The organism is Streptomyces sp. NPDC007971 (assembly GCF_042958635.1).
Classification (GTDB): domain Bacteria; phylum Actinomycetota; class Actinomycetes; order Streptomycetales; family Streptomycetaceae; genus Streptomyces.
The window spans coordinates 64,113-88,240 of sequence record NZ_JBIBJK010000028.1 but is presented as its reverse complement, the minus strand read 5'-3'; the positions used below and the strand labels follow the sequence as shown (position 1 = coordinate 88,240).

The following is a 24,128-nucleotide window of genomic DNA, read 5'->3' as shown; positions in this document are numbered from 1 at the left end:
AGCGGACCCGGGCTGCCGCAGAACAGCGTGCACCGCACCGGATCGAGGAGTGCGCCCGTCACTGCGGGCCCCCTGGCGTCCGGGGCCTGGGACGAGGAATTCGGCCACCTGCGCGACCAGCCGACGTACGAGGGGTCGCTCGTGATCGTGCGCTCGACCCCGTGAGCGGAGCACAAGGAGGGTGACAGGGCCACTGCCTCCTCGGGGTCCACCTGGCCGAGGGCTGGGCGCCGGCCGGGATCGTCCCGCAACGGGGCGATATATGCCGTTGCGTATCCCCCTCGGCCAGACGGTCTCCGCGGGACGGCCGGTCCGGTCCGCACAGGGGGGCCGTCGGGTTCCCGGCGGACGGAAGGCGTCCGCCCACTCCGTTCCAGGTCACCCCTGGTGCCAAGCACACGGAGGAGCATGTAAAGTCCCCCCACCTCGTTGAAAAGAGAACATCCGTACGTGTCGGCTTCCGGCCCGCGGCCACCTGATCGCGCCCGTCAGCAAGTCCGTGCCCGGGGATGTTGAGTTGCCTGGAGCCCGCGAAGTGTCACCATCGCCCTTGCCCGCTAGGTTGCTGACCGCAGCGGCACGCCTCCTTCTGCCCACGGTGCTCGCGCTGTCGTTCGCCGCTCAGGCAGCAGGTGCCTTCCTCCCCAGCGTCCCCCTGCTCGTGGCCGCCACCACCGTCGGGCTGGCGGCGGACTTCGCGCTGCACCGCTGGCAGCGGGGCATGGCCACGGCCCTCGGGAAGCTGCACGCGACCGTGTTCGTGCGCCAGGTCATCCGGGACCTTGTGATGGTGACCGGCCTGATCCGCATCGAGGAACAGGACTACGAGACGAAGTACCTGGCCCTCGTCTGCGGACTGCTGGTCTTCTACGCGTTGCACTTCGCCTGCCAGGCGGTTGCCATCCTCGTCCGCCGCACCCGCACCCTGCCCGTGGTGACGCGCAACATCGACGCCTCGCCGCTGCGGCTGAGCTCCGCTCCCCCGGCGCTGCTGATGCACCGGGCCGGGCTGCGGCTCCTCGTGTTCGCTCTGCCCTCGACGGCCGGCCTGCTGGCCACCGCGACGGGCACCTCGGCCTGGTGGGCCGCCGCGGGAATCACCCTGTCCGCCGCCCTCGCGGTGGTGGCCGTCGGCATGCTCCTGCTGCGGCTGCTGCCCGGACGCCGGCCCGTGACGAGCGAGCAGGCGATGGAGTGGTTCGAGAGCTGGCTCGACGAGTACCGGCCGACAGTGGGCATGTACTTCTCCGGCGGCACCAGCTCGGCCTACCAGGCGAACATGTGGCTGGAGCCGCTGGCCCGGCTGGAGGGCCGCCCGCTGATCGTGCTGCGTGAGCGCTTCATGGTGAAGAAGATCGCGTCCACCGACATCCCGGTCGTGTGCCTGCCGAAGGTCGCCGACCTGATGATGCTGGAGCACTCCACGCTGAAGATGCTGATCCACCCGTCGAACTCGGGGAAGACCTCGCAGGTGCTGCGGATCCCCACCATCAAGCACGCGTTCGTCAACCACGGCGAGAGCGACAAGCTGTCCAGCTGCAACCCGTACGCGAAGGCGTACGACGAGGTGTGGGTGGCCGGTCCCGCGGCGCGGCAACGGTATGCGCTGGCGAACGTGGGTGTCGACGACAGGGACGTCGTGGAGATCGGGCGGCCGCAGCTCGACGTGATCGAGCCCCACGCCGGCGCGCCCACGGGTCCGTACACCACGGTTCTCTACGCCCCCACGTGGGAGGGCTGGGACGGCAACCCGGGCAACACCTCGATCATCGAGGCCGGCGAGAACATCGTGCGCACCCTCCTGGCCGATCCCGGCGTCCGGCTCCTGTACAAGCCGCACCCGCTGACCGGATCCGTCGTTCCCCGGGCGGGAGCCGCGAACGCCCGGATCCAGGAGATGATCCGCGCCGCGAACGTCCAACGTGCCGCGGAGCACGCCGATGAGCGGCCCGCGACCGCCGCGGCGGCGGAGCTGGCCCACCGGACCGCCGAACTCGACCGCCTGACCACGACCGCCTCCCGCAGGGGCGCGGACGACACCGAGCGGATGCTGCTCCAGACGGTCCCGGAGCCCGGCCGGGCCGCGGCCGTGGCCGCCGCGACCGCCTCCTGGGAGGCCGCGTACTGGGCCTCCTTCCCCGCGTGGGAGCACCGGACCGTCACCGGGGCGCGGCCGACCGTCTACGCCTGCTTCAACGTGGCCGACGTGCTGATCAGCGATGTCTCCAGCGTCATCTCCGACTATCTGGAGAGCGAGAAGCCGTACGCCGTCGCCAACACCAGCGGCCTTGCGGAGCAGGACTTCCGGAACACCTTCCCCACGGTCCGGGCAGGTGCCGTTCTGACTCCGGACGCCTCCGGCATACCGGCCCTGCTGGAGTCCGTGCGCGAGCCCGAGAAGGACAGGTACGCCGAGGCCCGCACCGAGCTCAAGCTGCACCTGCTGGGCCCCTCCGACCCGCCGTCCGTCGTCCGCTTCAACGACGCGGCCCGCGCGCTGTGCGCCACGGCCGACGAGCACCGGGCGGGCATGGCGGTGCGAGCGCTCGCGGCCATGCCGAGACAGCGCGACGCCGGTTCGACGCTGGACAACGAGACCGTCAGGGGCTGAATCCGCGGCGCGTGTGCCCCGGTGTCCCCGAAAGCAGGCGGCATCCCCCACGATCCGGTGCGGCGGCCGCGTGCTCTCCGCGGTGCGCCGCCATGGTCCTGGGGCGGACACCGGTCGGCTCGGTGCTTCGCCGTCGTGGCGTCGGCGAAGCACCGCGCCGGCTGCTCCGGTCACCGTGATCATCCCTTTCCGTGCACGGTGCTGATCCCGTTCCGGGCGCCGGACTCATCCCGTTCTGTGCGCCGTGCTCAGCCCGGGGCGCCCGCGTCCGCCGGGCCGGGGATCGCTCCCTGGGCACGCAGCTCGGCGATGTCCGCGGGGCCGAACCCCAGCTCGGTGAGGACCTCGTCGTTGTGCTCGCCCAGGTCCGGTGCCCGCTTCGCCGGGACCTTCTCGACGCCCCGCACGTTGACCGGGCTGTTGACGGTGTACTCCAGGCCCCGCACCCCCTCCAGCGGCACGACGATGTCGTTGGCGCGCAGCTGAGGATCCCGTGCGGCCTCCTCCGGCGTCTGAATGAGGCTGTAGGTGACGCGCTCGCGCGTCAGGGCCTCCTTCCAGTGGGCGAAGGGCTGTGAACGGAACTCGGCATCGAGCAGTTCGGCCAGCGCGGCGGCGTTCTTGACGAAGCCTTCGACGTCCGCGAAGCGGGGATCCGCGACCAGTTCGGGGTGCCCGATGGCCCGCGTCAGGCCAGGCCAGTGCGTGGGGGAGGCGACCAGCATGAACCACTCGTCGTCCGCGGTCTCGTACGGGTTGATCAGCGGGTTCGCCGGTGCCTTCCGGTCGTGCAGCTGGAACGGCGTGCCGTCGGCGAGGGCGCCCGCCACCAGGGTTCCGGTGGCCCAGATGCCCGTGGCGAGCAGCGACGTCCCCACACTGGCCCCCAGCCCGGTCCGTTCACGGCGGTACAGGGCGGTCACGATCGCCGCGTAGATCGCGATCGCCGTCATGTAGTCGCCGCTGCCCCAGACCGGCACCGTCGGCGGGGCCCCCGCGTCCCGGGTGGAGGCCAGCAGCCCGCTGCGCGACCAGGCGGCGGTCAGGTCGAAGCCCGGCTGCCCGGCGTCGGGACCCGCGTCGCCGAAGCCCGTGATGTCGGCGTAGACGACGGCCGGGTTCCAGCCCGAGACCTCCTCGTAGCCGAGGTGCAGCTTCTCGCGCGTGCCGTGCGGGAAGTTGGTGATCACCACGTCGGCCCACTGGACGAGCCGCTTGAGGACCTCGGTGGCCGCCGGAGACTTCAGGTTGATCACCATGCCGCGCTTGTTGCGGTTGGCGAGGTGCCAGCTGTAGTTGGCCTCGGCCCGGGGACTGGGCGGCACGGAGCTGAGCATGCGCTGGGGGTCGCCCTTGCCCGGCGGCTCGATCTTGATGACGTCCGCCCCGAAGTCGGAGAGCAGGGTGGCGGCGGCCGGTGCCGCGATGAAGCTGGAGGCGTCCAGGACCTTCAGGCCGGTGAAGACGGATTCGACGGTCATGGTCGTCACCTCACGAAGGCGCTCAGGCCGCCGGTCACGGCTCGCCCGACGATGAGGGTCTGGATCTCCCGCGTGCCCTCGTACGAGTAGAGGGCCTCCGCGTCGGCGACGAAGCGGCCGACCTTGTAGTCCAGGACGATGCCGTTGCCGGCCAGCAGCTCCCGCGCCCATCCCACGTTCTCGCGCATCCGGACGGTGCAGTAGGCCTTCGCCAGTGCGGACTGCTCGTCGCGGTAGACCCCGGCGTCCTGCAGCTGGGCCAGGCGCGTCACCATTCCGCAGGATGCGGTGGCGTTGCCGAGCATCTTCACCAGCAGGTCCTGCACGAGCTGGAAGCCTCCGATCGGGCGCCCGAACTGCTCGCGCTCCTTCGCGTACTGCAGGGCGATCTCGTAGGCGCCGAACATCACTCCCACCGCCTGCCAGGCCACCCCGCTGCGCGTCTGGCGCAGGATCTTGGCGGTGTCCTTGAACGAGTTCGCGTTCTGCAACCGGTTGGCCTCCGGAACCCGGCAGCCCTCCAGCACGATGTCGGCGTTCTGCACGATCCGCAGCGCCATCTTGTTCTCGATCTTCGTCGCGGTGAACCCGGGGGTGTCCTTCTCCACGACGAAGCCCAGCACGTGCTGCGTCTCCACGTCGCGGGCCCAGATGACGACCAGGTCGGCGAAGGTCGCGTTTCCGATCCACCGTTTGGCTCCGTCGAGGATCCAGGTGTCGCCCTCGCGCCGCGCGGTCGTCTGCAGGCCGCCGGCCACGTCGGAGCCGCCGTGCGGTTCGGTCAGCCCGAAGGCGCCGATCTTCTCGAAGCGGCTCATCGCCGGCAGCCACCGGCTCTTCTGCTCGTCGGAGCCGCAGCCGAGGATCGTGCCCATGGCCAGGCCCGAGTGCACGCCGAAGAACGTCGCCGTGGACGCGTCTGCATGCCCGAGCTCCATGGCGAGGAAGCCGGTGAGGAGATTGCTCGGTCTGTGTTCCGAGGAGTCCGGGTCGGCCCAGTCCAGCAGGCCCAGCTTCCCGAAGCCCTCCACGAGCTGGAAGGGGAATTCGGCCCGGGCCCAGTAGTCGTCGACGATCGGGGCGGCCTGCGTGCGCAGGAACTCCCGGACGGACTCGACCTTCTCCCGTTCCCGGTCCGAGAGCAGTTCCTCGTAGCCGTAGAAGTCGGCAGGCAGCAGCCCTTCGTCCAGGTAGGGGCCGGACGGTGTCGGCAAGGCCGTCTTGGCGTTCATTGCACTCTCCCTCAGGCACTGCGGGCAGTGGTCGGGGGGCCGCGTCCGTGAGCCCTCTCCTGCCCGGTGAATCGGTTCTCTGGCGCGATTGAACGCGGATCCGGGGCCGGTTCCCCGGACCCGCGCCGCCGGGGGGTGCCGCTGCCTCCGTGGATCACCCCAGTGGCCCGTCACAGCCCCGTCCTCGACCGGGAACAGCTCCCCGATGCCCTGTCCGAGAAGCGCCCGGAGCCCGTCTTCGTTGCTCCCGGGGAATGAATCCCCCGCCGTGCCCCCGGTTCGCACGCCGACGATCTGACGACCCGTCATCACAATGACCCTCGGCCGGACGTCGGCGTCCACGCAACCGGAGACAAGGGTGAATCACATGGCGCTAGTCACTTCACCGACCCATCGGCAAGGAAGAGGAGGGCAAGGCGGACCGGGAGGACAGGGAGGGCGGGGACTGCTGAGGCCGAGGGCCAGGGCGGCGGCGGTGGCGGGTCTCCTGCTGCTCGGGATCGTCGCTCCGGCGCAGGCCGTCGAATCCACCATCTCGGTGAACAACAAGCGCACCGGATGGGACTCGAACGAGCCGAACCTGTCGCCGTCCAAGGTGTCCTCGTCGAGCTTCGGACGGCGCTGGTCCACCCCCGTGAACGGCTCGGTCCTGGCCCAGCCGCTGGTCACCGGCAAGAACGTGGTCGTCGCCACCGAGAACAACTACGTCTACGGCATCGACGCCGTCACCGGGACCACGAACTGGACCCGGCAGGTGGGCGCGGCCTGGCCGACGTCGGCGGTCAACTGCAACGACCCCGCGCCGCACACCGGGATCACCTCCACCCCGGTGTACGACCCCTCGTCCAACACCGTCTACCTCACCAGCAAGGTCGACGACGGGCCGGACGTCCAGCACCCGAGCTGGTACTTCCACGCGATGAGCGCGTCCACCGGTGCCGAGCGCGCCGGCTGGCCGGTGAAGATCAAGGGCACCCCGACCAACAGTCCCGGCCACCCGTTCAACTCGTTCACCGCCGCGCAGCGCCCCGGCCTGCTGCTGCTGAACGGCTCGGTGTACGCGGGCTTCGCCTCCTACTGCGACACCGGTCCGTTCGTCGGCCAGGTGGCCGGCGTGAACGTCTCCACCCGCAGCCTCACCCTGTGGTCCACCGAGGCCGGCTCCGACACCCAGGAGGCCGGCATCTGGCAGAGCGGCGGCGGGCTGGTCTCCGACGGCTCCGGCCGGATCTTCTTCACCACCGGCAACGGCGCCGGAACGGGCTCCTCGCCCGGCCCCGGCCCCGGCAACAAGCCGGCGGGCCACTTCGGTGAGTCGGTGGTCCGGCTGGGAGTGAACAGCAACGGCTCCCTCTCGGCCCGTGACTTCTTCAGCCCGACGAACAACCGGACCCTGGACCACGGCGACACCGATCTGGGATCGGGCGGTCCGGTCGCGCTGCCCGACGGCTTCGGTACCCCCACGCACCCGCACCTGCTCGTCCAGGTCGGCAAGGACGGCCGGGTCTTCCTGCTGGACCGGGACAACCTGGGCGGCATGGGGCAGGGCCCGAACGGCACCGACAAGCCGGTGAGCATGGCCGGACCGTTCGAGGGTGTCTGGGGTCATCCCGCGGTCTGGGGCGGGGGCGGGGGTTACGTGTACACCGTGGGCTCCTCCGGGAACACCCATGTGCCGCTGCGCGCGCTGAAGTTCGGCGTCGACAGCGCGGGCGTTGCGCGGCTGACCAGCGTCGGCGTCAGCAACGAGGGCTTCGGGTACGCCTCCGGCTCGCCTGCGGTCACCTCCAACGGAACGGCCGGCGGCTCCGCGCTGGTCTGGGTCGTCTGGTCCGGTTCCGGGGCCGGCGGTGTCGGTGGCCAGCTGCGGGTCTACGACGCGGTGCCCGTCAACGGCACCATGCACCTGCGCCGCTCCTTCTCTATCGGCACGGCGGCCAAGTTCGTGGTCCCCGCCACCGACGGGGGCCGGGTCTACGTGGGGACCCGGGACGGCCATCTGGTGGCCTTCGGCACCGCGTAGGACCGTGACACGGCAGGGCGTGCCCGACCCGGTGAAGGGTCGGGCACGCCCGTGTGTCCGGGAGCCGGGCAGACACCGGCCGGTGTTCCGGAGGGGAGCCGCGCCGCCGGGGCTCAGGGGGCGGCCGCCGCCAGGACCGTGCGGCAGTCGAGCCATGCGCCGGCGCTCAGCAGGTCCTGTAGACGGGTGAAGAGGGCGAGGAGGCCGGGGCCCCACCGGGTGCGGAAGGCGGGGTCGATGTGGGCGAGGTCGAGTTCGTTCGCGGCCGACAGCTCGGCGAAGTCGCGGCGGGCACGCGGCGCGAGGACGTGGGCGCGGCCGGTGAAGCGGTCGTGGAAGGTGGCGTTCGGCCGGGCGAGATCCGGGTAGGTGGCCTTGCGGTCGCAGGAGGCGTAGAGGTAGACGATCTCCTCGGCCTCCGGGCCGATCACCGCCGCGAGGTCGGAGCGGCGGTCCACGGGCAGCAGTGCGGTGGCGAAGCCGTCGGTGCCGTAGAAGGCGTGGCACAGACCGGCGAGCCGGAGGGCGGGTCGGGCCTCCCACGTCGCGAGCCGGGCCCGGACGCGTGTCAGGTGTGCGAGCAGGGTGCCGCCGGGGTGGGCGATGTCCGCGGCGCCGCAGGTACGCAGAAGGGTCAGCGCGCGGTCGGCGGCGGCAGCCTCCAAGTCCGCGTCCGTGGCCTTGTCCTTGCCCGTTTCCTTGGCCTTGTCCTCGGCCGTTTCCTTGGCCTTGTCCGCACCCTTGTCCCTATCCATATCCATATCCATATCCCTTTCCATGCCCATGCCCATGCCCATGCCCGTCCGGCTTTCCGTTCTCTCACGCCGGGGGCGGTGCCGGGCGGATGCCGGGGCGGAACTTCGGGACGCGTACCGTGATCTTCGTACCGGCGCCCACTGCGGTCTCGATGACCAGGCCGTGGTCGTCGCCGTAGACCTGGCGCAGTCGCAGGTCCACGTTGTTCAGGCCGATGCCGGCCAACGGGCCGCCCCTGCCGCGCAGGAGGTCGCGCAGCCGCTGCGGGTCCATGCCGACGCCGTTGTCCTCGATGACGACCCGAGCCTCGGTGCCCTCGTCCTCGGCGGTGATCGTGATGCGTCTGCGGTCCGCCGACTCCTCCAGGCCGTGTTTGAGCGCGTTCTCGACGAGGGGTTGCAGACAGAGGAACGGGAGGGTGACGGGCAGCACCTCGGGGGCGATCCGCAGAGTCACTTCGAGGCGTCTGCCGAAGCGTGCCCGGGCGAGTTCGAGGTACTGCTCGATGGAGCGCAGTTCCTCGGCCAGGGTGGTGAAGTCACCGTCCCGGCGGAACGAGTAGCGGGTGAAGTCGGCAAATTCCAGGAGGAGTTCGCGGGCCCGCTCGGGGTCGGTGCGGACGAACGAGGCGATGCTGGCGAGCGAGTTGTAGACGAAGTGCGGGGAGATCTGGGCGCGCAGGGCCCTGATCTCGGCCTCGATCGCACTGGAGCGGGCCCGGTCCAGGTCGACGAGTTCGAGCTGGACGGAGACCCAGCGGGCGACTTCCTCGGCGGCCCGGACCATGACGGCGGACTCCCGGTCGCCGAACGCGGCGAGCGTGCCGGTCACCCGGCCGTCGACGCTGAGCGGGGCCACGACCCCCCAGCGCACGGGGCAGGTGTCGTTGTCGCAGGACAGCGCGAAGGTCTGGGTGCCGCCGGCCCGGACGGCGTGCGCGAGGCCGGCCTCGGCCTCCTCGCGGTGGTGGTCGCCGACGCCGTCCCAGGCGAGCACGGACTCCTCGTCGGTGAGGGCGAGGGCGACCGTGCCGAGCAGCGGACGCAGCCGCTTGGCCGCCTTGCGGGCCGTGTCGGGGGTGAGGCCGGCGCGCAGGGGCGGGGCGGCGAGCGAGGCCGTGTGCAGGGTGTGGAAGGTGGCCCGTTCGACGGGGGTGCCGGGGCCGGCCGGGTTCTCCTGCTGGCGGCGGGCGCCGGCATGGCCGAGGGCGGCACCGAGGGCGAACAGCGCGAGGCCGGCGAGGGCGAGGACGACGGTGCCGAGTGCGGTCATGCGCGCTGTTCCGGGTGGGTGCCGTGCCGGACGGCCCGTGCGGACCGGGACGGTCCGGCCGCGGCCGGACCGGTGGCGGCAGAGACGGAGGCGGCAGGGCCGGAGGCGGCAACGGCCGTCGCGGCGGAGTCCGTCACGACGCGGAGTCCGTCACGACGCGGAGTCCGTCACGACACAGTCGCCCGGGGCGGGGCCGGTCACGGTGTGCTCGGGCCGGGGCGGCCGGTCAGTGCCTCGGGCAGATGGAGCCGGGCCATGGTGGCGGTGGCGCTCGCGGGGACGCGGTCCCGGGTCGCCAGGGAGATCAGCACCATCGCGGCGAACCCCACGGGCACCGACCAGACGGCCGGCCAGGCCAGGAGGGTGTGCAGCCGGCCTGAGCCGGCACCGCCGGCGATGGTCACCGTCACCGCGGTGAGGGCCGAGCCGCCGCCGAGGAGGAGTCCGGCGACCGCGCCGGGCGGGGTCAGGCCGCGCCACCAGATGCCGAGGACGAGCAGCGGGCAGAACGAGGAGGCGGACACGGCGAAGGCCAGGCCGACCGCGTCGGCCACCGGAAGATCGCCGACCACGGCGTTGGCGGCGGCCGGGACCGCGATCGCCGGCAGCGTCGCGAGGCGGAAGTGCCGGATGCCCAGAGTCGGCAGCACGTCCTGGGCGAGCACTCCCGCGACGGACATGGTGAGCCCGGAGACCGTGGACAGGAACGCCGCACAGGCGCCGCCCGCGACCAGGGCGCCGAGCAGGTCGCCGCCCGCTCCGCCGATCAGCCGCTGCGGCAGGACGAGGACCGCGGCATCGGTGTCGCCGGTCAGCAGCAGGTCGGGGGCGTAGAGCCGGCCGAGCCCGCCGTAGAGGGGAATCAGCAGGTAGAAGGCGCCGAGCAGGCCGAGGACGGCCACGGTGGTGCGGCGGGCGGCGCGGCCGTCGGGGTTGGTGTAGAAGCGGACCACCACGTGCGGCAGGCCCATGGTGCCGAGGAAGGTGGCGAGGATCAGCCCGTAGGTGGCGTACAGGCCGTGCTGTTCACGGCCGACCGACAGCGGTTTCGTCCAGCCCGGCGGGGCACTGCCGGTTCCGCCGTCGCCCGGCAGGGGCACGCGGGCGCCGGACGGGAAGCGCAGGGTGGTCCCGGTGCCGATCCGGTGGGTGCCCGCGTCCAGGGTGAGGGATTCACCGTGCCGGGCCCGGCCGTCGACCGTGCCGGCCGCGGTGACGCGGACCGGTTCCTGCGCGGTGAGGGTGAGCGGCCGGTCGATGCGCACCTGGGTGGAGCGCTGGAAGACGGGCCGCTCGTCCCAGACCGGGGCCGGGGTGTGGTCGGAGCGCCAGGCGAGCAGCAGGAACACGGCGGGCACCAGCAGGGCGGTGAGTTTCAGCCAGTACTGGAAGGCCTGGACGAAGGTGATGCTGCGCATGCCCCCGGCGGCCACCGCCACGGTGACCACCGCCGCGACGACCAGGCCGCCGAACCAGCTGGGTGCGCCGGTGAGCAGTCGCAGCGTCAGTCCGGCACCGCGCAGCTGGGGCAGCAGATAGAGCCAGCCGACGCCGACGACGAGCATGCTCGCGATCCGCCGGACGGCGCGGGACTCCAGCCGCGCCTCGGCGAAGTCCGGCAGCGTGTAGGCACCCGAGCGGCGCAGCGGGGCGGCGACGAAGGCCAGCAGGACCAGGAAGCCCGCGGTGTAGCCGATCGGGTACCACAGCATGTCGGAACCGTGGGCGAGCAGAAGGCCGGCGACGCCGAGGAAGGAGGCGGCGGACAGATACTCGCCGCTGACGGCGAAGGCGTTGAGCCGCGGGGGCACACTGCGCGAGGCGACGTAGAAGTCGGAGGTGGTGCGCGAGATGCGCAGGCCCAGCGCGCCGACGAGCACCGTGGCGAGGACCACGGCCGACACACCGGCGATTCCGTACGTCTGGTTCAACGCGCGGTCACGTCACCCTCGTTGCGCTCGGCCCGGCGCACGTACCAGGCGCCCGCGCACAGCAGCGCCGGATACGGGGCCACGCCGAGGACGAGCCAGACGGCGAGCGGGACGCCCTGCCGGGTGTCCGTGACCGGAAGCAGCCGCAACAGCACGGGGAGCGGTCCCAGCGAGACCACCAGCAGCGCGGTGGCCGTGAGGGCGGCGCGCAGCTGACGGCGCATCAGTGCGGTGACGGCGGTGTCGTCGGCCGGTGCGGCGGAGCCTGTTGCGGGCGGGCGGGGCCGGGGAGGACGGCCGCGGCCGGTGCGGGGCTGTCCGGTGACCACCTCCCTGCGCGGGACGGATTCCGCACCCATGACGCACTCCCTCAGGCCACGGTGATCACCTTGTTGCGGTGAGTGTACGCAGCAGGCCGGAGGTGAGGTAGACGCCGGACGAGGTTCGGCACACGCTCGCCACAGCCCCGGTGCGGTGGCTCGGGAGAGCCTGTCGGGTCACCGCGGTCCGCCGGCCGCGCCCTGGGCACGGCGGGCCAGCCGATCCCGCAGCTCCCGGGCGTTGCGGCGGCTCACGGCGAGGATCCGGTCGCCGATCCGGACCGTCATGTTGCCGCCGTCCAGGCGCACTTCCTCGATGCGGCCGAGGGCCACCAGACGGCTACGGTGGATGCGTACGAACCCGCGGGAGCGCCACTGCTCCTCCAGTGCGGACAGCGGGATCCGCACCAGGTGGCTGCCGAGCGGGGTGTGCAGGCGCGCGTAGTCGCCCTGTGCCTCGACGTAGGTGATGTCGGCGATGGGGACGAAGCGGGTCACGCCGCCGAGTTCCACCGGGACCTGGTCGTCCAAGGGGTCGGCCGGGGCCTGCCCCGCCCGGGTCAGTTCGGCGACGCGCCGTACGGCCTCCGCGAAGCGCTCCCTGCGCAGGGGCTTGAGCAGGTAGTCGACGGCCTTCAGGTCGAACGCGCGCAGCGCGAAGTCCTCGTGGGCGGTGACGAAGACGATGAGCGGCGGGGCCGCGAACCCGCCGAGCAGTTCCGCGAGGTCCAGTCCGCCGAGGCCCGGCATGTTGATGTCGAGGAAGACGACGTCGACGGCCCCGGGCCCGTCCGGGCCGACCGTCCTGGCCCGTTCGAGCAGACGCAGCGCCTCGGTGGCGTCCAGGGCGGCCACGACGGTGCCGACCCGCGGGTCCTCGCCCAGGAGGTACAGCAGCTCCGCGAGCGCGGGTTCCTCGTCGTCGACCGCCAGTGCGCGCAGCATCTGCCGCATCTCCTCGTCTCCGCTCCCGTGGGGGCGCCGGCACCGCGTGAGCAGCATCCTCGGCCCGGCGGCCGTCGCCCGTCGAGACCCCGTTCAGTCCGGCAGGCGCATCCGTACCCGCTCCCCCGGCCCGATGCGCACCACCCGGTCCGGGAGCCGGATGTCGATGGGGGCGCGGCCGGAGGAGGCCGGTACGGCGGCCTCCAACTGGCCTGAGAGCAGGCGCAGATGGACGCCCCAGTGGCCCTGGTAGCGCAGGGAGAGGCCGTAGGAGGAGAGTTCCGGAAGCGGGACGGGGTCGAGCCACAGCAGTCCGTCGCGGGTCTCCAGGCCGGTGAGGCAGCGCTGGACGAGGTCGAGGGTGCCGGCCATGGCGCCGAGGTGGATGCCCTCGCCGGTGGTGCCGCCCTGCACGTCGGCGATGTCGCCGCGCAGGGCCTCCTGGACGAAGCCCCAGGCGTCGGCGCGGCGGGCGCGGGCCAGGATCCAGCCGTGGACCAGGCCGCTGAGGGTGGAACCGTGCGTGGTGCGGTGCAGGTAGTAGTCGACCGTCGCCGTCCAGGTCTCCTCGTCGAGGCGGTGTCCCAGCTGTGCGAAGAGCGCCCGGAGTTCGGCCGGCGAGAACAGGTAGCCGAGCATCAGGACGTCGGCCTGCTTGGAGGCCTGGTAGCGGTTGACGGTGTCGCCCTCCGCCTCCAGGATCCGGTCCAGGCGCCGGATGTCCTCGTACCGCCCGCGGTAGCCGTCCCAGTCCAGCTCGGCGAGGTCGCCATAGCCCTCGAACTGGCTGATGACGCCCTGGTGGAAGGGCACGTGCAGGGTGCGGGACACCTCCTCCCAGCGGCCGAGTTCGGCCGGTACCAGGCCGGTGCCCTCGGTGACCTCGCGGCGGCGCGGCTCCGGCAGCCGGGCCAGCAGCTCCAGGGCGCGGCTGAGCACCCAGGCGGCGGTGACGTTGGTGTACGCGTTGTCGTCCAGACCGGGTTCGGACGCCTCCGGGTAGGCGTCGTGGTACTCGTCGGGGCCGACCACGCCCCGGATGCGGTGCCGGCCGAGGTGGTCGTCGTAGACGGCGGAGTCGGCCCAGAAGCGGGCGATCTGGAGGAACATCTCGGCGCCCTCGGTGTGCAGGAAGTCGGTGTCCCCGCTGGCCTCGCAGTACTGCCACACGTTGTACGCGACCGCGGATCCGACGTGCCGCTGCAGCCGGGAGTGGTCGGCCAGCCAGCGCCCGGAGCGGGGGTTGAGGTGCAGCTCCTGGGTCTCCTCGCGGCCGTCGCTGCCGCTCTGCCACGGGTACAGGGCGCCGCGGCGGCCCGTCTCGTGGGCCGCGTGCAGGGCGGCGTCCAGGCGCCGGTGCCGGTAGCGCAGCAGGGCGCGGGAGACCTCGGGCAGGTGGAGGTTGAGGTAGGGCAGGACGAACAGCTCGTCCCAGAAGACGTGCCCGCGGTACGCCTCGCCGTGCAGTCCGCGCGCCGGCACGCCGACGTCGAGGTCGGCCGTGTGCGGGGAGAGGGTCTGCAGGACGTGGAACTGGTGCAGGCGCAGGATGCGGCCCGGTTCGCCGGGGACGTCGAGTTCGGCCCGTCGCCACAGCTGCTGCCATGCCGTGCTGTGCGAGGCGAGCAGCTCGTCGAAGCCGGGCGCGGCGGCGACCCGGTCGAGCGCGGCGCACCGCGGGTCGCTGATGGCCGGGTCGTGGGAGGTGTGCAGGGCGACGGTCTTGTCGACGGTGACGGTGCGCCCGGGCGTCAGGGCGAGCCGCAGCCGCTGCACGGCCTGCCGCCCCTCGGACGCGTCGGACACGGGGGCGGGGGCGTCCAGCCGGGAGGCGAGCCCGATGCCGATGTCCGAGGTGCGGGTACGGCAGTGCAGCCACGCCGTGCCGGGTTGGGCGCTGCCCGTCTCGACGTCGGTGAGGTGCCGGCCGTCCAGGTCGCGGTAGCGGGCCACCCCGGCGTTGGTGACGCTCCCGTCGAGCGCGGCCTCGACGTCCAGTTCTCCGGTGAAGTCGTCGGCGGTGAAGTCGGTGCGCAGGGCGGCGAGATGGGGGTCGGCCATGTGGACGAGACAGAGCTGGCGGACGAGGAGTGTGCCGCCCGCGCCGAGCCGGTAGCGGGTGCGGCGCTCCAGTACGCCCGGATCGAGGTGCAGGACCTGATGGTGCTCGGCGACGGGGGCGGTGTCGGGGGTGAGGAGGTCCTGACCGGCCGGGCCGAAGCGCAGTGGCAGCCAGTTGGGGAGGTTGACCATGTCCTCGTTCTCGACCCGGCGTCCGGCGACCTGGGAGGTGAGCCGGTTGTAGCAGCCGGCCACGTAGGTGCCCGGGTAGTGCACGTCGTCCGCCGTGCACTCGGGCAGCGCCCCCCGGGTGGCCAGGTAGCCGTTGCCGAGGGTGCACAGGGACTCTCTGAGGCGTTGCTGCGCGGGCTGGTAGCCCTCGTACTCCCAGGTCAGACCGGTCACGTCCGCGATCCCCTTCCGCGCGTCTGCGACCAGTGTGCCCCGATATCCGGCACAACCGTGGATATCGGGGCACATCGGAAGACGGCCAGGCGGGGTCCGTCAGGGATAGCCGACGAGGTTCGCCACGTTGGTGGCCGAGTTCGACGGTCCTCCCGTGCTGTTGACGACGTGGCTGATGGTGCCGGTGCCGCCGAGGGAGACGGTCACCATGCTGGTGAAGCGGACGCCCGGGGTGTCGGGTGCCTCGATGGCGTGGGCGGCGGTGACGCCTGGGGCGGCGTTGAAGTAGCAGTAGCTGCCGAGGCCGTAGGCCTGATGGCTGGTGACGGAGTCGGCGACCTTGTAGGCGGCGTAGCCCTGGGTGGAGCCGTTCATCCAGGCCGACTGGTTCGGCGGGTCGTAGGGCATCTCGTTCTGGAAGAAGTAGGTGCGGCCGCCGTTGCCGTTCCAGATCACCTGGTACTTCTGGAAGTGCTCCACGAACAGGCCGTACATCGTCACGTCGGCGCCGTTGACGGTGAGTCCGGTGTCGGCGGTGTTGCTGGTCCAGCCGACTCCGCTGCCGTGGTCGGCGCGCCAGATCCACATGTGGTCGCCGATGACGTTGTTGCTGTTGACGACGATGCCGGTGCCCGCCCTGCCGACGCCCGCGCCGCCGACGCGGACGTAGACGTCGTGCAGGGAGGTCGGGTCGGTGGCGTGGGAGGCGCCGGAGCCGGCCGGACCGACCTCCAGCAGGGTCTTCGAGCCGGCGGTGCCGGCGTCGAGGAGCAGGCCGGCGATCTTCACACCGTCGACGTCGGCGACGCTCATCGCGGTGATGCCGTTGTCCGGGACGAGGGTGGCGAGGCCGAGACCGAGGACGACGGTGTCCGGCCGGGTCACCTTCAGGGTCTGGTCCAGGTGGTAGACGCCCGGGGTGACCAGGAGGTTCTTGCCCGCGGCGAGCGCGTCGTTGATCTGGGCCGCGGTCGCGCCCGGCTTGACGACGTAGAAGGTGTCCAGGGACAGCGAGCTGCCCGAGGGGCTGCCGCCCGTCCAGCTGGTCGCGGTGGAACCGGACCGCACCGAGGGCACGAACACCTGGTAGGCGCCGTTGCCGTCGACGTACAGGAACGGCTTCTCGCGGCTGACCGGGCTCTGCGCGACCGTGGTGTACGGGGGGTGGGGGAAGGTGGTGGCCGGGACGCCCTGGCTGCCGACGAAGACCATGTTCCAGTTGGAGCCGGTCCAGCTGCCCAGCTGGGAGTTGCGGGTCAGCCACTGCTGCTGGCTGCCGGAGTTCACCTGTCCGTCGATCCTGCTGTCGGCGAGGTAGCCGCCGCTGGACCAGCCGCCGTCGTCCAGGGCGAGGTTGCCGCGCAGGTGCATCCGCCGGTACGGCGCCGCCTGCGAGACCGCCCAGCGGTCGCTGCCGCCCGCGGGGTTGACCGACAGGTTCTCGGCGCCGCGCCAGAAGTTCTGCGTGGCGTTGCCCTGGAACCAGTCCGCCTCCGCATGCACCGCGCCGTTGATCGACACGGCGTCGGGGGTCAGTCCGAGGCCCGCGACCTGGGTGTAGAAGCCGACGTTGACGTCCGCGCTGTAGGCGCCGGGCTTGAACAGGACGGCGTAGCGCTGGGAGCCGAACTGGTTGGTCTCCTGCTGCTTGAAGATCGTGTCCAGCTTGCCCTGGACGGCCGAGGACGACATCGACGGGTCGAAGACGACGACGTTCGGGCCGAGGTCGGGATCGCTCGTGGACTGGGCCACCGGGACCACCTGGAAGCGCTGGGCGGCGGTGCCGTTGCACGTGTACTGGACGAACTGCACGCTGTCCGCGAGCGAGGCGCCCGGATCGTCCAGGCACTTGCCGCTGTTCCGGTTCACGAAGTGGAAGGCACCGCCGCCGTCGTCCACGGGCAGCCACTGCTGGTTGGCGCCGCCGCCGTAGGTCCACAGGTGGACCTGGGCGTTGTCGGCCGTGGAGACGTCGGCGACGTCCACGACCTGGTCGGTGGCGTTGGCGTTGCCGATCCGGACGTAGCCGTCGCCGGCAGCGGTGAAGCTCCACTGCTGGGCGGCGGTGTTGTTGCAGGCGTACTGCTGCACCACGGTGCCGTTGGCGGTGCCGGCCGCCTTGGCGTCCAGGCACCGGCCGCTCGCGGCGTTCATGACGGTGGCCAGGCCGGTGGGCAGGGCGGAGGCCGCTGCCCGCGCGGGTGCGACGGTGAGCAGGGACGCGGCCGCCACGGCGACCAGCGCGGCCGCGGTGGATCTGCCGCGGCGGGAGAGGGGAGGCACGGGTTCTCCTTGCAGAAGGACCGGAGGCGAGAGGGGTCAGCCGGTGTAGCCGGCGAAGACGCGGGTGTAGTCCCAGGCGGACTGGGAAACGCCGGAGCAGCTGTCGGCGGGGCCCCCGGTGCAGGGGCGGTCGCGGTTGGCGGACCAGAAGGTCAGCCGGGCCAGGTGGTGCTGCTGGGCGTAGGCCAGGATGGTCCGGAAGTCGTTCACCGTGACGGTCTCGTTGTTGTCGGTGATGCCGTTCATGGACGAGATGCCCATGTCCCGGTAGGCCTGGTCGTCGCTGTAGTGGTAGGCGTTCTTCAGCGCGTTCTTCAGGCCCTCGGCGGCCTGCGTGGTGAGGTTGCCCATGTTCTGTCCGGCGCCGCCGAAGTCGAACGGCATGATCGCCCAGGCGTCGGCGGTCAGCCCGGAGGAGGCGGCCCGGTTGATGAGGCTGGTGTCGGGGCCGCTCTGGCCGGTGCCGATGGTGATGTACACCTTCAGTCCCGGGTTGTTCGCCTTGACGGTCTTGAGCGCGTCCACGGTGCGCTGCTGCACGGTGGGGTTGCTGTAGGCGTCGGCCTCGATGTCGATGTCGATCGCCTTGAGGCCGTAGGCGTTGATCACCTTCTGGTAGGCGCCGGCGAGTTCGCCCGCGCTGGAGCAGGAGCTCTCCAGCTTGTTGCCGCTGTAGCCGCCGAAGGACGGGATGATGTCGCCGCCGTTGGCCCGCACGGTGCTGACGGTCTGCTGGTCGGCCCCGCCGGTCAGCGGGCGGCTGCCGTCCCACTGGGGGTTGCAGTAGCCGTTGCTGAGCACGAAGGCGAGCGTGAACCACTTCACGCCGGTGGCCTGGGTGATCGTGCTCGGGTCCGGCGGGCTGCCCCAGCCGTTGTAGAGGTAGGGGGCCACGGCCATCGGGGCGGACGGAGTGGTGCCGCCGTCGGCCGAGGGCGCGTTCCACTTCTGGTTGGCGCCGCCGCTGCAGCTCCAGATCTGGGCGCGGGCTCCGTTGGCCGAGGAGTTGTCGGTGACGTCCAGGCACTTGTTCGCCTGGGGGTTGACGATGTCGTGCGCGGCGGTGACGGTCCACTTCTGGTTGGCCCCGCCGGTACAGGACCACAGCTGTGCCTTCGCGCCGTCGGCGGTGGAGTTCGCGGTGACGTCGAGGCACTTGCCGAGGGCGCGGACGGTGCCGTCGCTGCCGACGGTCCACTGCTGGGCGGCTGTGCCGTTGCAGTCGTAGAGCTGGACCGCGGTTCCGTCGGCGGAGTTGGCCCCGGCGACGTCCAGGCACTTGCCGGCCAGGCCGGTGATGCCGCCGGTGGCGGCCTGGGCCGGGAAGGCGGTGAGCAGGCCGGTGGCGAGGGAGAGGGCGGCGAGCGAGACGGCTGCGGGAAGTGGTCTGGCCATGCGGGGCGGCCTTTCGGGTGGGGGGATGCCGGACGCAGGCCAACACAGGTGTGCAGAAGGGGCGTTGAGTGCATCCGGAAGTCTTTGATTAAGGCGTGAAGTTAAAGGTCCGGACCACAGACGTCAAGGGGTTGGACAACGGTCATGAACGTGTACCGGCCGACTGTCCGTGGCCCGGTGCCGGGCCGGGCCACGGGCGGACCGCCGGTCAGAGGGCCGAGACCTCACCGCTCCGCTGGGCGAACTGCGTGCGGTGCAGCTCCGCGTAACGGCCGCCCGCCGCGAGGAGTTCCTCGTGGGTGCCGCGTTCCACGATCCGGCCGGCCTCCACGACGAGGATCTGGTCGGCGGCCCGGACGGTGGACAGACGGTGGGCGATCACCACGGCGGTACGGCCCTCCAGGGCCTCGGCGAGCGCCTCCTGGACGGCCGCCTCCGAGGTGTTGTCCAGGTGGGCCGTGGCCTCGTCGAGGATGACCACCCGCTGGCGCGCCAGCAGCAGCCGGGCGATGGTCATGCGCTGGCGCTCGCCGCCGGAGAGCCGGTAGCCGCGCTCGCCGACCACCGTGTCCAGGCCGTCGGGCAGAGAGCGCACGACCTCGGCGAGGCGGGCGCGGCCGAGGGCGTCCCACAGCTCCTCGTCCGTGGCGGCGGGACGGGCCAGCAGCAGGTTGGCCCGCACGGAGTCGTGGAAGAGGTGGCCGTCCTGGGTGACCATCCCGAGGGTGGCCCGCAGAGAGGCGGCGGTCAGGTCGCGGACGTCGGTCCCGCCGATGCGGACGGCGCCGCCGTCGACGTCGTACAGGCGCGGCAGCAGCTGCGCGATGGTGGACTTGCCGGCGCCGGAGGAGCCGACCAGAGCGACGGTCCGGCCCGGTTCGGCGCGGAAGGAGATGCCGTGCAGCACCTCGGCGCCGCCGCGGGTGTCGAGCGCGGCGACCTCCTCCAGGGAGGCGAGCGAGACCTGGTCGGCGGCGGGGTAGGAGAAGGTGACGTCCTCGAACTCGACGGCGACCGCACCCGCGGGCACCTCGACGGCGTCCGGCTTCTCCTCGATGAGGGGCTGGAGGTCCAGCACCTCGAAGACCCGCTCGAAGCTGACCAGCGCGCTCATGACCTCCACCCGGGCTCCGGCGAGCGCGGTGAGCGGGGCGTACAGCCGGGTCAGCAGCAGCGCGAGGGAGACCACCGCGCCCGCCTCCAGGGTGCCGTGCAGCGCGAACCAGCCGCCGAGGCCGTAGACCAGGGCCAGGGCGAGGGCCGAGACCAGGGTGAGGGAGGTGATGAACACCGACTGGGCGGTCGCGGTGCGCACCCCGATGTCACGCACCTGGCGGGCCCGGGCCGCGAACTCCTCCGACTCCTCCTCGGGCCGTCCGAACAGCTTGACCAGGGTGGCGCCGGGCGCCGAGAAGCGCTCGGTCATCCGAGTGCCCATGGCTGCGTTGAGCGCGGCCGCCTCCCGCTGCATCCGGGCCATCCGGCTGCCCATGCGGCGGGCGGGCAGCACGAACACGGGCAGCAGCACCAGCGCGAGCAGGGTGATCTGCCAGGACAGGGTGAGCATGACCGCGAGGGTCAGCACCAGGGTCACCAGGTTGGTCACCACGCCCGACAGGGTGTTGGCGAACGCCCGCTGGGCGCCGATCACGTCATTGTTGAGACGGCTGACCAGCGCTCCCGTACGAGTACGTGTGAAGAACGCGACGGGCATGCGCTGCACATGATCGAACACAGCCGTGCGCAGGTCGAGGATGAGTCCCTCCCCGAGCGTCGCCGACAGGCGCCGGCCGAGGATGCCGATCCCTGCCTCCGCGAGCGCGACCAGCGCGATGAGCAGGGAGAGCCGGACGACCGTCCCGGAGTCCCGGCCCGCCACGATCGCGTCGACGACGCGGCCGGCGAGCACGGGGGTGGCGACGGCGAGCAGTGCCGTCACCACCCCGAGCAGTACGAAGCGGACGATGCCCGCGCGGTGCGGGCGGGCGAAGGCGGCGATGCGGCGCAGCGTGGCGCGGGCGAAGGGACGGCGTTCCTGCTGCGCGGTCATCACGCTGTGCAGTTGCGTCCATGCGGTGGTCTCCATGCTCATGGGAGAGAACGTAGGACCTCAAGCTTCGTTGAGGTCAATGTCCGCGCCATTTCACCCCCCTCGGCATCCCCGCACCCGAAGGCTTCCATGACGTCTCCCTCTCATCCGCTGCCCGCCCGTAAGGCGCCGTCCGCGATCCCGCAACCCGCCGCTCACACGACGCGGAAAACCTCTCGCACTGTGACAGCGGTACATCTCCCCGGCCTCCACAAGGGACGCCTCACCCGGCTCGCCCGGCGCCTGCCCGTGCGGCAGATCCTGTGCCTGCTTCCGCTCCTGCTCGTCGCGATCGTCGCGGTGCGGCACCGGTCCGTGCTCGCCGAGGGCTTCGGACATCTGCGCACCGCCTCGTGGCCCTGGCTGCTGGCGGCGGCCGGCGCGACCTGTCTGACGTGGGTGGCGGCCGCCGTCACCCGGCAGGGCGCCGTCGTCCAGCCGCTGCCCCGGTGGCGGCTGCTGGCCACACAGTTCGCGGCGGGCTCGGCGAACCATCTGCTGCCGACGGGGCTCGGTGCGGGGGCGGTCAACCTGCGGTTCATGACCGTGTGCGGGGTGCCGCTCGCCCGCTCCTCCGCCGCGCTCGCCCTGTACCTGCTCGCCGAGTCGGTCGGCCGGCTGAGCCTGCTGGCCGCGCTGCTGCTCGCCTTCCCCGACGCGCTGCAGCCCGGCACCCTGGTCCCCGCAGGGGCCGCCGGACCGCTCCTGATCGTCGCGGGCGCGGTGCCGGCGGTGGCGGTGGCCGCGCTGGCACTCGTACGACGCCTGCGCACGCCCGTGGTCCGCTTCGTGCGCACCGCTCTGGGCGAGGCCCGCTCGGTGCACACCCGACCGGCCCGGGCGCTCGCGCTGTGGGGCGGCTCGCTGGCCTTCCCGGCGCTGCAGGCCGCCGGTCTGGTGGCGGTCGGACGGTCGCTGGGACTGACGGTGCCACCGGCGCACATGGCCCTGGCGTACCTGGCCGCGACGGTCGCGGTGGCGCTGGTGCCCACGCCGGGCGGGCTCGGCTCCGTCGAGGCGGCGCTGATCGTGGCGCTGGTGGCGGCCGGCGCTCCGGTGGCGGTGGCCACGGCGGTGGTCCTCGCCTTCCGCATCATCACCGTCTGGGTGCCGCTGGTGCCGGGGGCGCTGACGCTGGGGGCACTGGTGCGGCTGAAGGTCATCTGAGGGAGAGTGGCCCTCCGAGCCGCCCCTCAGAAGGAGCACCTGCCGTGCCGGTCCGCGTGGAACGCAAGGAACACGTCACCACGATCGTCCTGTCCCGTCCCGAGGTCCGCAACGCGGTCGACGGCCCCACGGCCGCGGACCTGGTGCGCGCGTTCCGGGAGTTCGAGGCCGACGACGACGCCCGGGTGGCGGTGCTGTGGGGCGAGGGCGGCACCTTCTGCGCCGGCGCCGACCTGAAGGCGATGGGCGGCGAGCGCGGCAACCGGGTCGCCGAGGAGGGCGACGGCCCGATGGGGCCGACCCGGATGCGGCTGTCCAAGCCGGTCGTCGCCGCCGTCGCCGGGCACGCCGTGGCGGGCGGACTCGAACTGGCCCTGTGGTGCGATCTGCGGGTCGCCGAGGAGGACGCCGTCTTCGGCGTGTTCTGCCGCCGCTGGGGCGTGCCGCTGATCGACGGCGGCACGGTACGGCTGCCGCGGCTGATCGGCACCAGCCGGGCGATGGACATGATCCTGACCGGCCGCCCGGTCCCGGCCCGCGAGGCCTACGACATCGGCCTCGCCAACCGTCTCGTGCCCAGCGGCCGCGCCCGCGCCGAGGCCGAGGAACTGGCGGCGGCCGTCGCCCGCTTCCCGCAGGCCTGTCTGCGCGGCGACCGGGCCTCCGTACTGGATCAGGACGGCCTGGACGAGGAGAACGCGATGCGGGGCGAACTCCGCCACGGCATGGAGGTGCTGGCGGAGGGGCTGGAGGGCGCGGCGCGGTTCGCCGGGGGCGCCGGGCGGCACGGGTCCTTCACCCAGGCGTGAGCCGGGCGACCCCGCCCGGCCGCGCCGCGCCCGCCGGAATCGGCCGGACAGACCGCCGCCGGGACAAGGAACGCAGGACGACACCGCAGAGAGTGCGGCCCGGACCACGACAGCCGGACGGCACCGACCGCGGTGCCGCGCGGACCACGACAGCCGGATGACGCCGGACGTGGGGCCGCCCGGACCACGACAACCGGACGACACCGGACAGGGCGCGGCCGTGACCACGACGGCAGGGTGCCCTCCGGCAAGGGGCCGCCGAGACCGCGACGCCAGGGGCCCCTCGGGCAGGGTGCGGCCGGGAGCGCTCAGGCGGCCGTCCGGGGCGGCCACTCCCCTTCGGTGAGCCACTCCAGCACAGCGCCGCCCGTCTCCGCCCCGTCCCACGTCGCCGCCTTGGCGCGCTGTCCGGGGCGCAGCACGGCGCCCGTCGCGAAGACGCCCGGACGCGTGGTGTGCGCACTCGTGCCCAGCGCGATGGCGGCCCGGCGGGCGAGTTCGTCGTCGGGGACGAAGTCGCCGGTGAAGACGACCGTGTCGCAGGGCAGGGTGACGGTGCGACCGTCCCGGTGGCGGACCCGGACGCCGGACAGACGGCCGTGGCCGAGGAGTTCGGTGACGGCGGCATGGGTGAGGAGCGGGATGCGGTGGCCCAGGCGTGCCGACTGCGCGCGCAGACGCGGGACCTGGGCATGGGCATGTCCGGTGACCAGGGCGGCGACCGCGACGCCGGCCGTGCGCAGGGTGGCCGCCGCGGCGTACGAGACGCTCTCCGCCCCGGCCACCACCGCCCGGGTTCCGACGGACTGCCCGAACAAGTGCACCGCCTGTTGGAGTTCGCCGGTGGTGTAGACGCCGGCGGGCCGGGTGCCGGGCACCAGGCGGGCCGCGCGGGGGCGTTCGCGGGAGCCGGTGGCCAGGACGACCGCCCCGGCGTCGATCGTCTCCGGGCCCTGCGGGCCGACGGCCGTGAGCGTGCGCGGGCCCGCCCAGTCCAGGACCGTCACACCGGTCCGCAGCACGGCTCCGGCACGTGTGGCGCCCTCGGTGACCAGCCGGGCGTACGCGGGGCCGGTCAGCGGGTGCAGCCAGGTGCCGAAGCCGCCGTGTGCGCAGTGCCGTGGCACTCCTCCGGGCCGCGCCTCCCGTTCCAACACCTCGACCCGGCCGGCACCGGCGGCGGCCAGGCGGGCGGCGACCGCGAGTCCGGCGGGACCGGCGCCGACGACGAGCACATCGACCCGGCGCACGGCGGGTTCCACGGTCATGGGCGAGCTCCTGGGCAAGCCTCCACGAACAGCCGCCGTAGGCCGGATTCGGCCATCATCGGCGGGCCTCCCCAGCCGGC

General features: G+C 72.5%; 16 protein-coding genes. 4 read left to right on the top strand and 12 right to left on the bottom strand.

Annotation, left to right across the window (positions count from 1 at the left end; translation table 11 throughout):
* Window positions 1-550 precede the first annotated feature (550 nt).
* Window positions 551-2,611 carry a hypothetical protein gene (locus tag ACFZCP_RS40475; protein ID WP_391440334.1) on the top strand — a complete coding sequence of 687 codons (2,061 nt, stop codon included), beginning with the start codon at window positions 551-553 and terminating at the stop codon, window positions 2,609-2,611.
* A gap of 248 nt (window positions 2,612-2,859) precedes the next feature.
* Here ACFZCP_RS40475 and ACFZCP_RS40470 read toward each other — a convergent pair whose 3' ends face one another.
* Both ACFZCP_RS40470 and ACFZCP_RS40465 read right to left on the bottom strand, forming a co-directional pair.
* Window positions 2,860-4,092, bottom strand: coding sequence for a CoA transferase (locus ACFZCP_RS40470; protein WP_391440329.1), 1,233 nt, complete (start codon window positions 4,090-4,092; stop codon window positions 2,860-2,862).
* A 5-nt stretch (window positions 4,093-4,097) separates the two neighbouring features.
* The gene (locus ACFZCP_RS40465) at window positions 4,098-5,324 is read right to left on the bottom strand and encodes an acyl-CoA dehydrogenase family protein (RefSeq protein WP_391440324.1); all 1,227 of its coding nucleotides are present in this window, start codon (window positions 5,322-5,324) and stop codon (window positions 4,098-4,100) included.
* A gap of 475 nt (window positions 5,325-5,799) precedes the next feature.
* On the opposite strand from ACFZCP_RS40465, the gene ACFZCP_RS40460 reads away from it, so the two are divergent.
* Window positions 5,800-7,347, top strand: coding sequence for a PQQ-binding-like beta-propeller repeat protein (locus tag ACFZCP_RS40460; RefSeq protein WP_391440318.1), 1,548 nt, complete (start codon window positions 5,800-5,802; stop codon window positions 7,345-7,347).
* Window positions 7,348-7,460: 113 nt separating this feature from the next.
* Here ACFZCP_RS40460 and ACFZCP_RS40455 read toward each other — a convergent pair whose 3' ends face one another.
* The 9 genes from ACFZCP_RS40455 to ACFZCP_RS40415 form a co-directional block, all read right to left on the bottom strand.
* Complete coding sequence (locus ACFZCP_RS40455; protein WP_391440405.1) at window positions 7,461-7,985, bottom strand: DUF6817 domain-containing protein; 525 nt, start codon at window positions 7,983-7,985, stop codon at window positions 7,461-7,463.
* 181 nt (window positions 7,986-8,166) lie between these two features.
* Window positions 8,167-9,375 (bottom strand): histidine kinase, encoded by a 1,209-nt coding sequence (locus tag ACFZCP_RS40450; RefSeq protein WP_391440314.1) that lies wholly within the window; start codon window positions 9,373-9,375, stop codon window positions 8,167-8,169.
* A 197-nt stretch (window positions 9,376-9,572) separates the two neighbouring features.
* Window positions 9,573-11,306: a cation acetate symporter gene (locus tag ACFZCP_RS40445; RefSeq protein ID WP_391440308.1), complete on the bottom strand. Its 1,734-nt coding sequence runs from the start codon at window positions 11,304-11,306 to the stop codon at window positions 9,573-9,575.
* A complete protein-coding gene (locus ACFZCP_RS40440; RefSeq protein ID WP_391440304.1) occupies window positions 11,303-11,665 on the bottom strand; it encodes a hypothetical protein in 363 nt (120 codons plus the stop codon). Before ACFZCP_RS40440 ends, ACFZCP_RS40445 begins: the two co-directional genes overlap by 4 nt.
* A 138-nt stretch (window positions 11,666-11,803) precedes the next feature.
* A complete protein-coding gene (locus ACFZCP_RS40435; RefSeq protein WP_391440299.1) occupies window positions 11,804-12,571 on the bottom strand; it encodes a LytTR family transcriptional regulator DNA-binding domain-containing protein in 768 nt (255 codons plus the stop codon).
* A gap of 93 nt (window positions 12,572-12,664) precedes the next feature.
* Window positions 12,665-15,037 carry a glycosyl hydrolase family 65 protein gene (locus tag ACFZCP_RS40430; protein WP_391440290.1) on the bottom strand — a complete coding sequence of 791 codons (2,373 nt, stop codon included), beginning with the start codon at window positions 15,035-15,037 and terminating at the stop codon, window positions 12,665-12,667.
* 99 nt (window positions 15,038-15,136) lie between these two features.
* On the bottom strand, window positions 15,137-17,320 hold the full coding sequence (locus ACFZCP_RS40425; protein WP_391440282.1) for an RICIN domain-containing protein: 2,184 nt from the start codon (window positions 17,318-17,320) through the stop codon (window positions 15,137-15,139).
* A 36-nt stretch (window positions 17,321-17,356) separates the two neighbouring features.
* The gene (locus ACFZCP_RS40420; RefSeq protein ID WP_391440273.1) at window positions 17,357-18,715 is read right to left on the bottom strand and encodes a lectin; all 1,359 of its coding nucleotides are present in this window, start codon (window positions 18,713-18,715) and stop codon (window positions 17,357-17,359) included.
* A gap of 208 nt (window positions 18,716-18,923) precedes the next feature.
* Complete coding sequence (locus ACFZCP_RS40415) at window positions 18,924-20,807, bottom strand: ABC transporter transmembrane domain-containing protein (RefSeq protein WP_391440266.1); 1,884 nt, start codon at window positions 20,805-20,807, stop codon at window positions 18,924-18,926.
* A gap of 180 nt (window positions 20,808-20,987) precedes the next feature.
* On the opposite strand from ACFZCP_RS40415, the gene ACFZCP_RS40410 reads away from it, so the two are divergent.
* Together ACFZCP_RS40410 and ACFZCP_RS40405 are read left to right on the top strand one after the other, a co-directional pair.
* Window positions 20,988-21,971, top strand: coding sequence for a lysylphosphatidylglycerol synthase domain-containing protein (locus tag ACFZCP_RS40410; RefSeq protein ID WP_391440257.1), 984 nt, complete (start codon window positions 20,988-20,990; stop codon window positions 21,969-21,971).
* Window positions 21,972-22,015: 44 nt separating this feature from the next.
* Window positions 22,016-22,780 carry a crotonase/enoyl-CoA hydratase family protein gene (locus tag ACFZCP_RS40405; RefSeq protein ID WP_391440253.1) on the top strand — a complete coding sequence of 255 codons (765 nt, stop codon included), beginning with the start codon at window positions 22,016-22,018 and terminating at the stop codon, window positions 22,778-22,780.
* 308 nt (window positions 22,781-23,088) lie between these two features.
* Here ACFZCP_RS40405 and ACFZCP_RS40400 read toward each other — a convergent pair whose 3' ends face one another.
* A complete protein-coding gene (locus ACFZCP_RS40400; protein WP_391440247.1) occupies window positions 23,089-24,048 on the bottom strand; it encodes an FAD-dependent oxidoreductase in 960 nt (319 codons plus the stop codon).
* Between the last annotated feature and the right edge of the window lie 80 nt (window positions 24,049-24,128).

Bases quoted from the DNA above. Each gene is read 5' to 3' on its own strand.
- ACFZCP_RS40470 (WP_391440329.1), bottom strand. From the start codon at position 4,092: ATGACCGTCGAATCCGTCTTCACCGGCCTGAAGGTCCTGGACGCCTCC.
- ACFZCP_RS40465 (WP_391440324.1), bottom strand. From the start codon at position 5,324: ATGAACGCCAAGACGGCCTTGCCGACACCGTCCGGCCCCTACCTGGAC.
- ACFZCP_RS40450 (WP_391440314.1), bottom strand. From the start codon at position 9,375: ATGACCGCACTCGGCACCGTCGTCCTCGCCCTCGCCGGCCTCGCGCTG.
- ACFZCP_RS40440 (WP_391440304.1), bottom strand. From the start codon at position 11,665: ATGGGTGCGGAATCCGTCCCGCGCAGGGAGGTGGTCACCGGACAGCCC.
- ACFZCP_RS40435 (WP_391440299.1), bottom strand. From the start codon at position 12,571: ATGCTGCGCGCACTGGCGGTCGACGACGAGGAACCCGCGCTCGCGGAG.
- ACFZCP_RS40420 (WP_391440273.1), bottom strand. From the start codon at position 18,715: ATGGCCAGACCACTTCCCGCAGCCGTCTCGCTCGCCGCCCTCTCCCTC.
- ACFZCP_RS40415 (WP_391440266.1), bottom strand. From the start codon at position 20,807: ATGAGCATGGAGACCACCGCATGGACGCAACTGCACAGCGTGATGACC.
- ACFZCP_RS40400 (WP_391440247.1), bottom strand. From the start codon at position 24,048: ATGACCGTGGAACCCGCCGTGCGCCGGGTCGATGTGCTCGTCGTCGGC.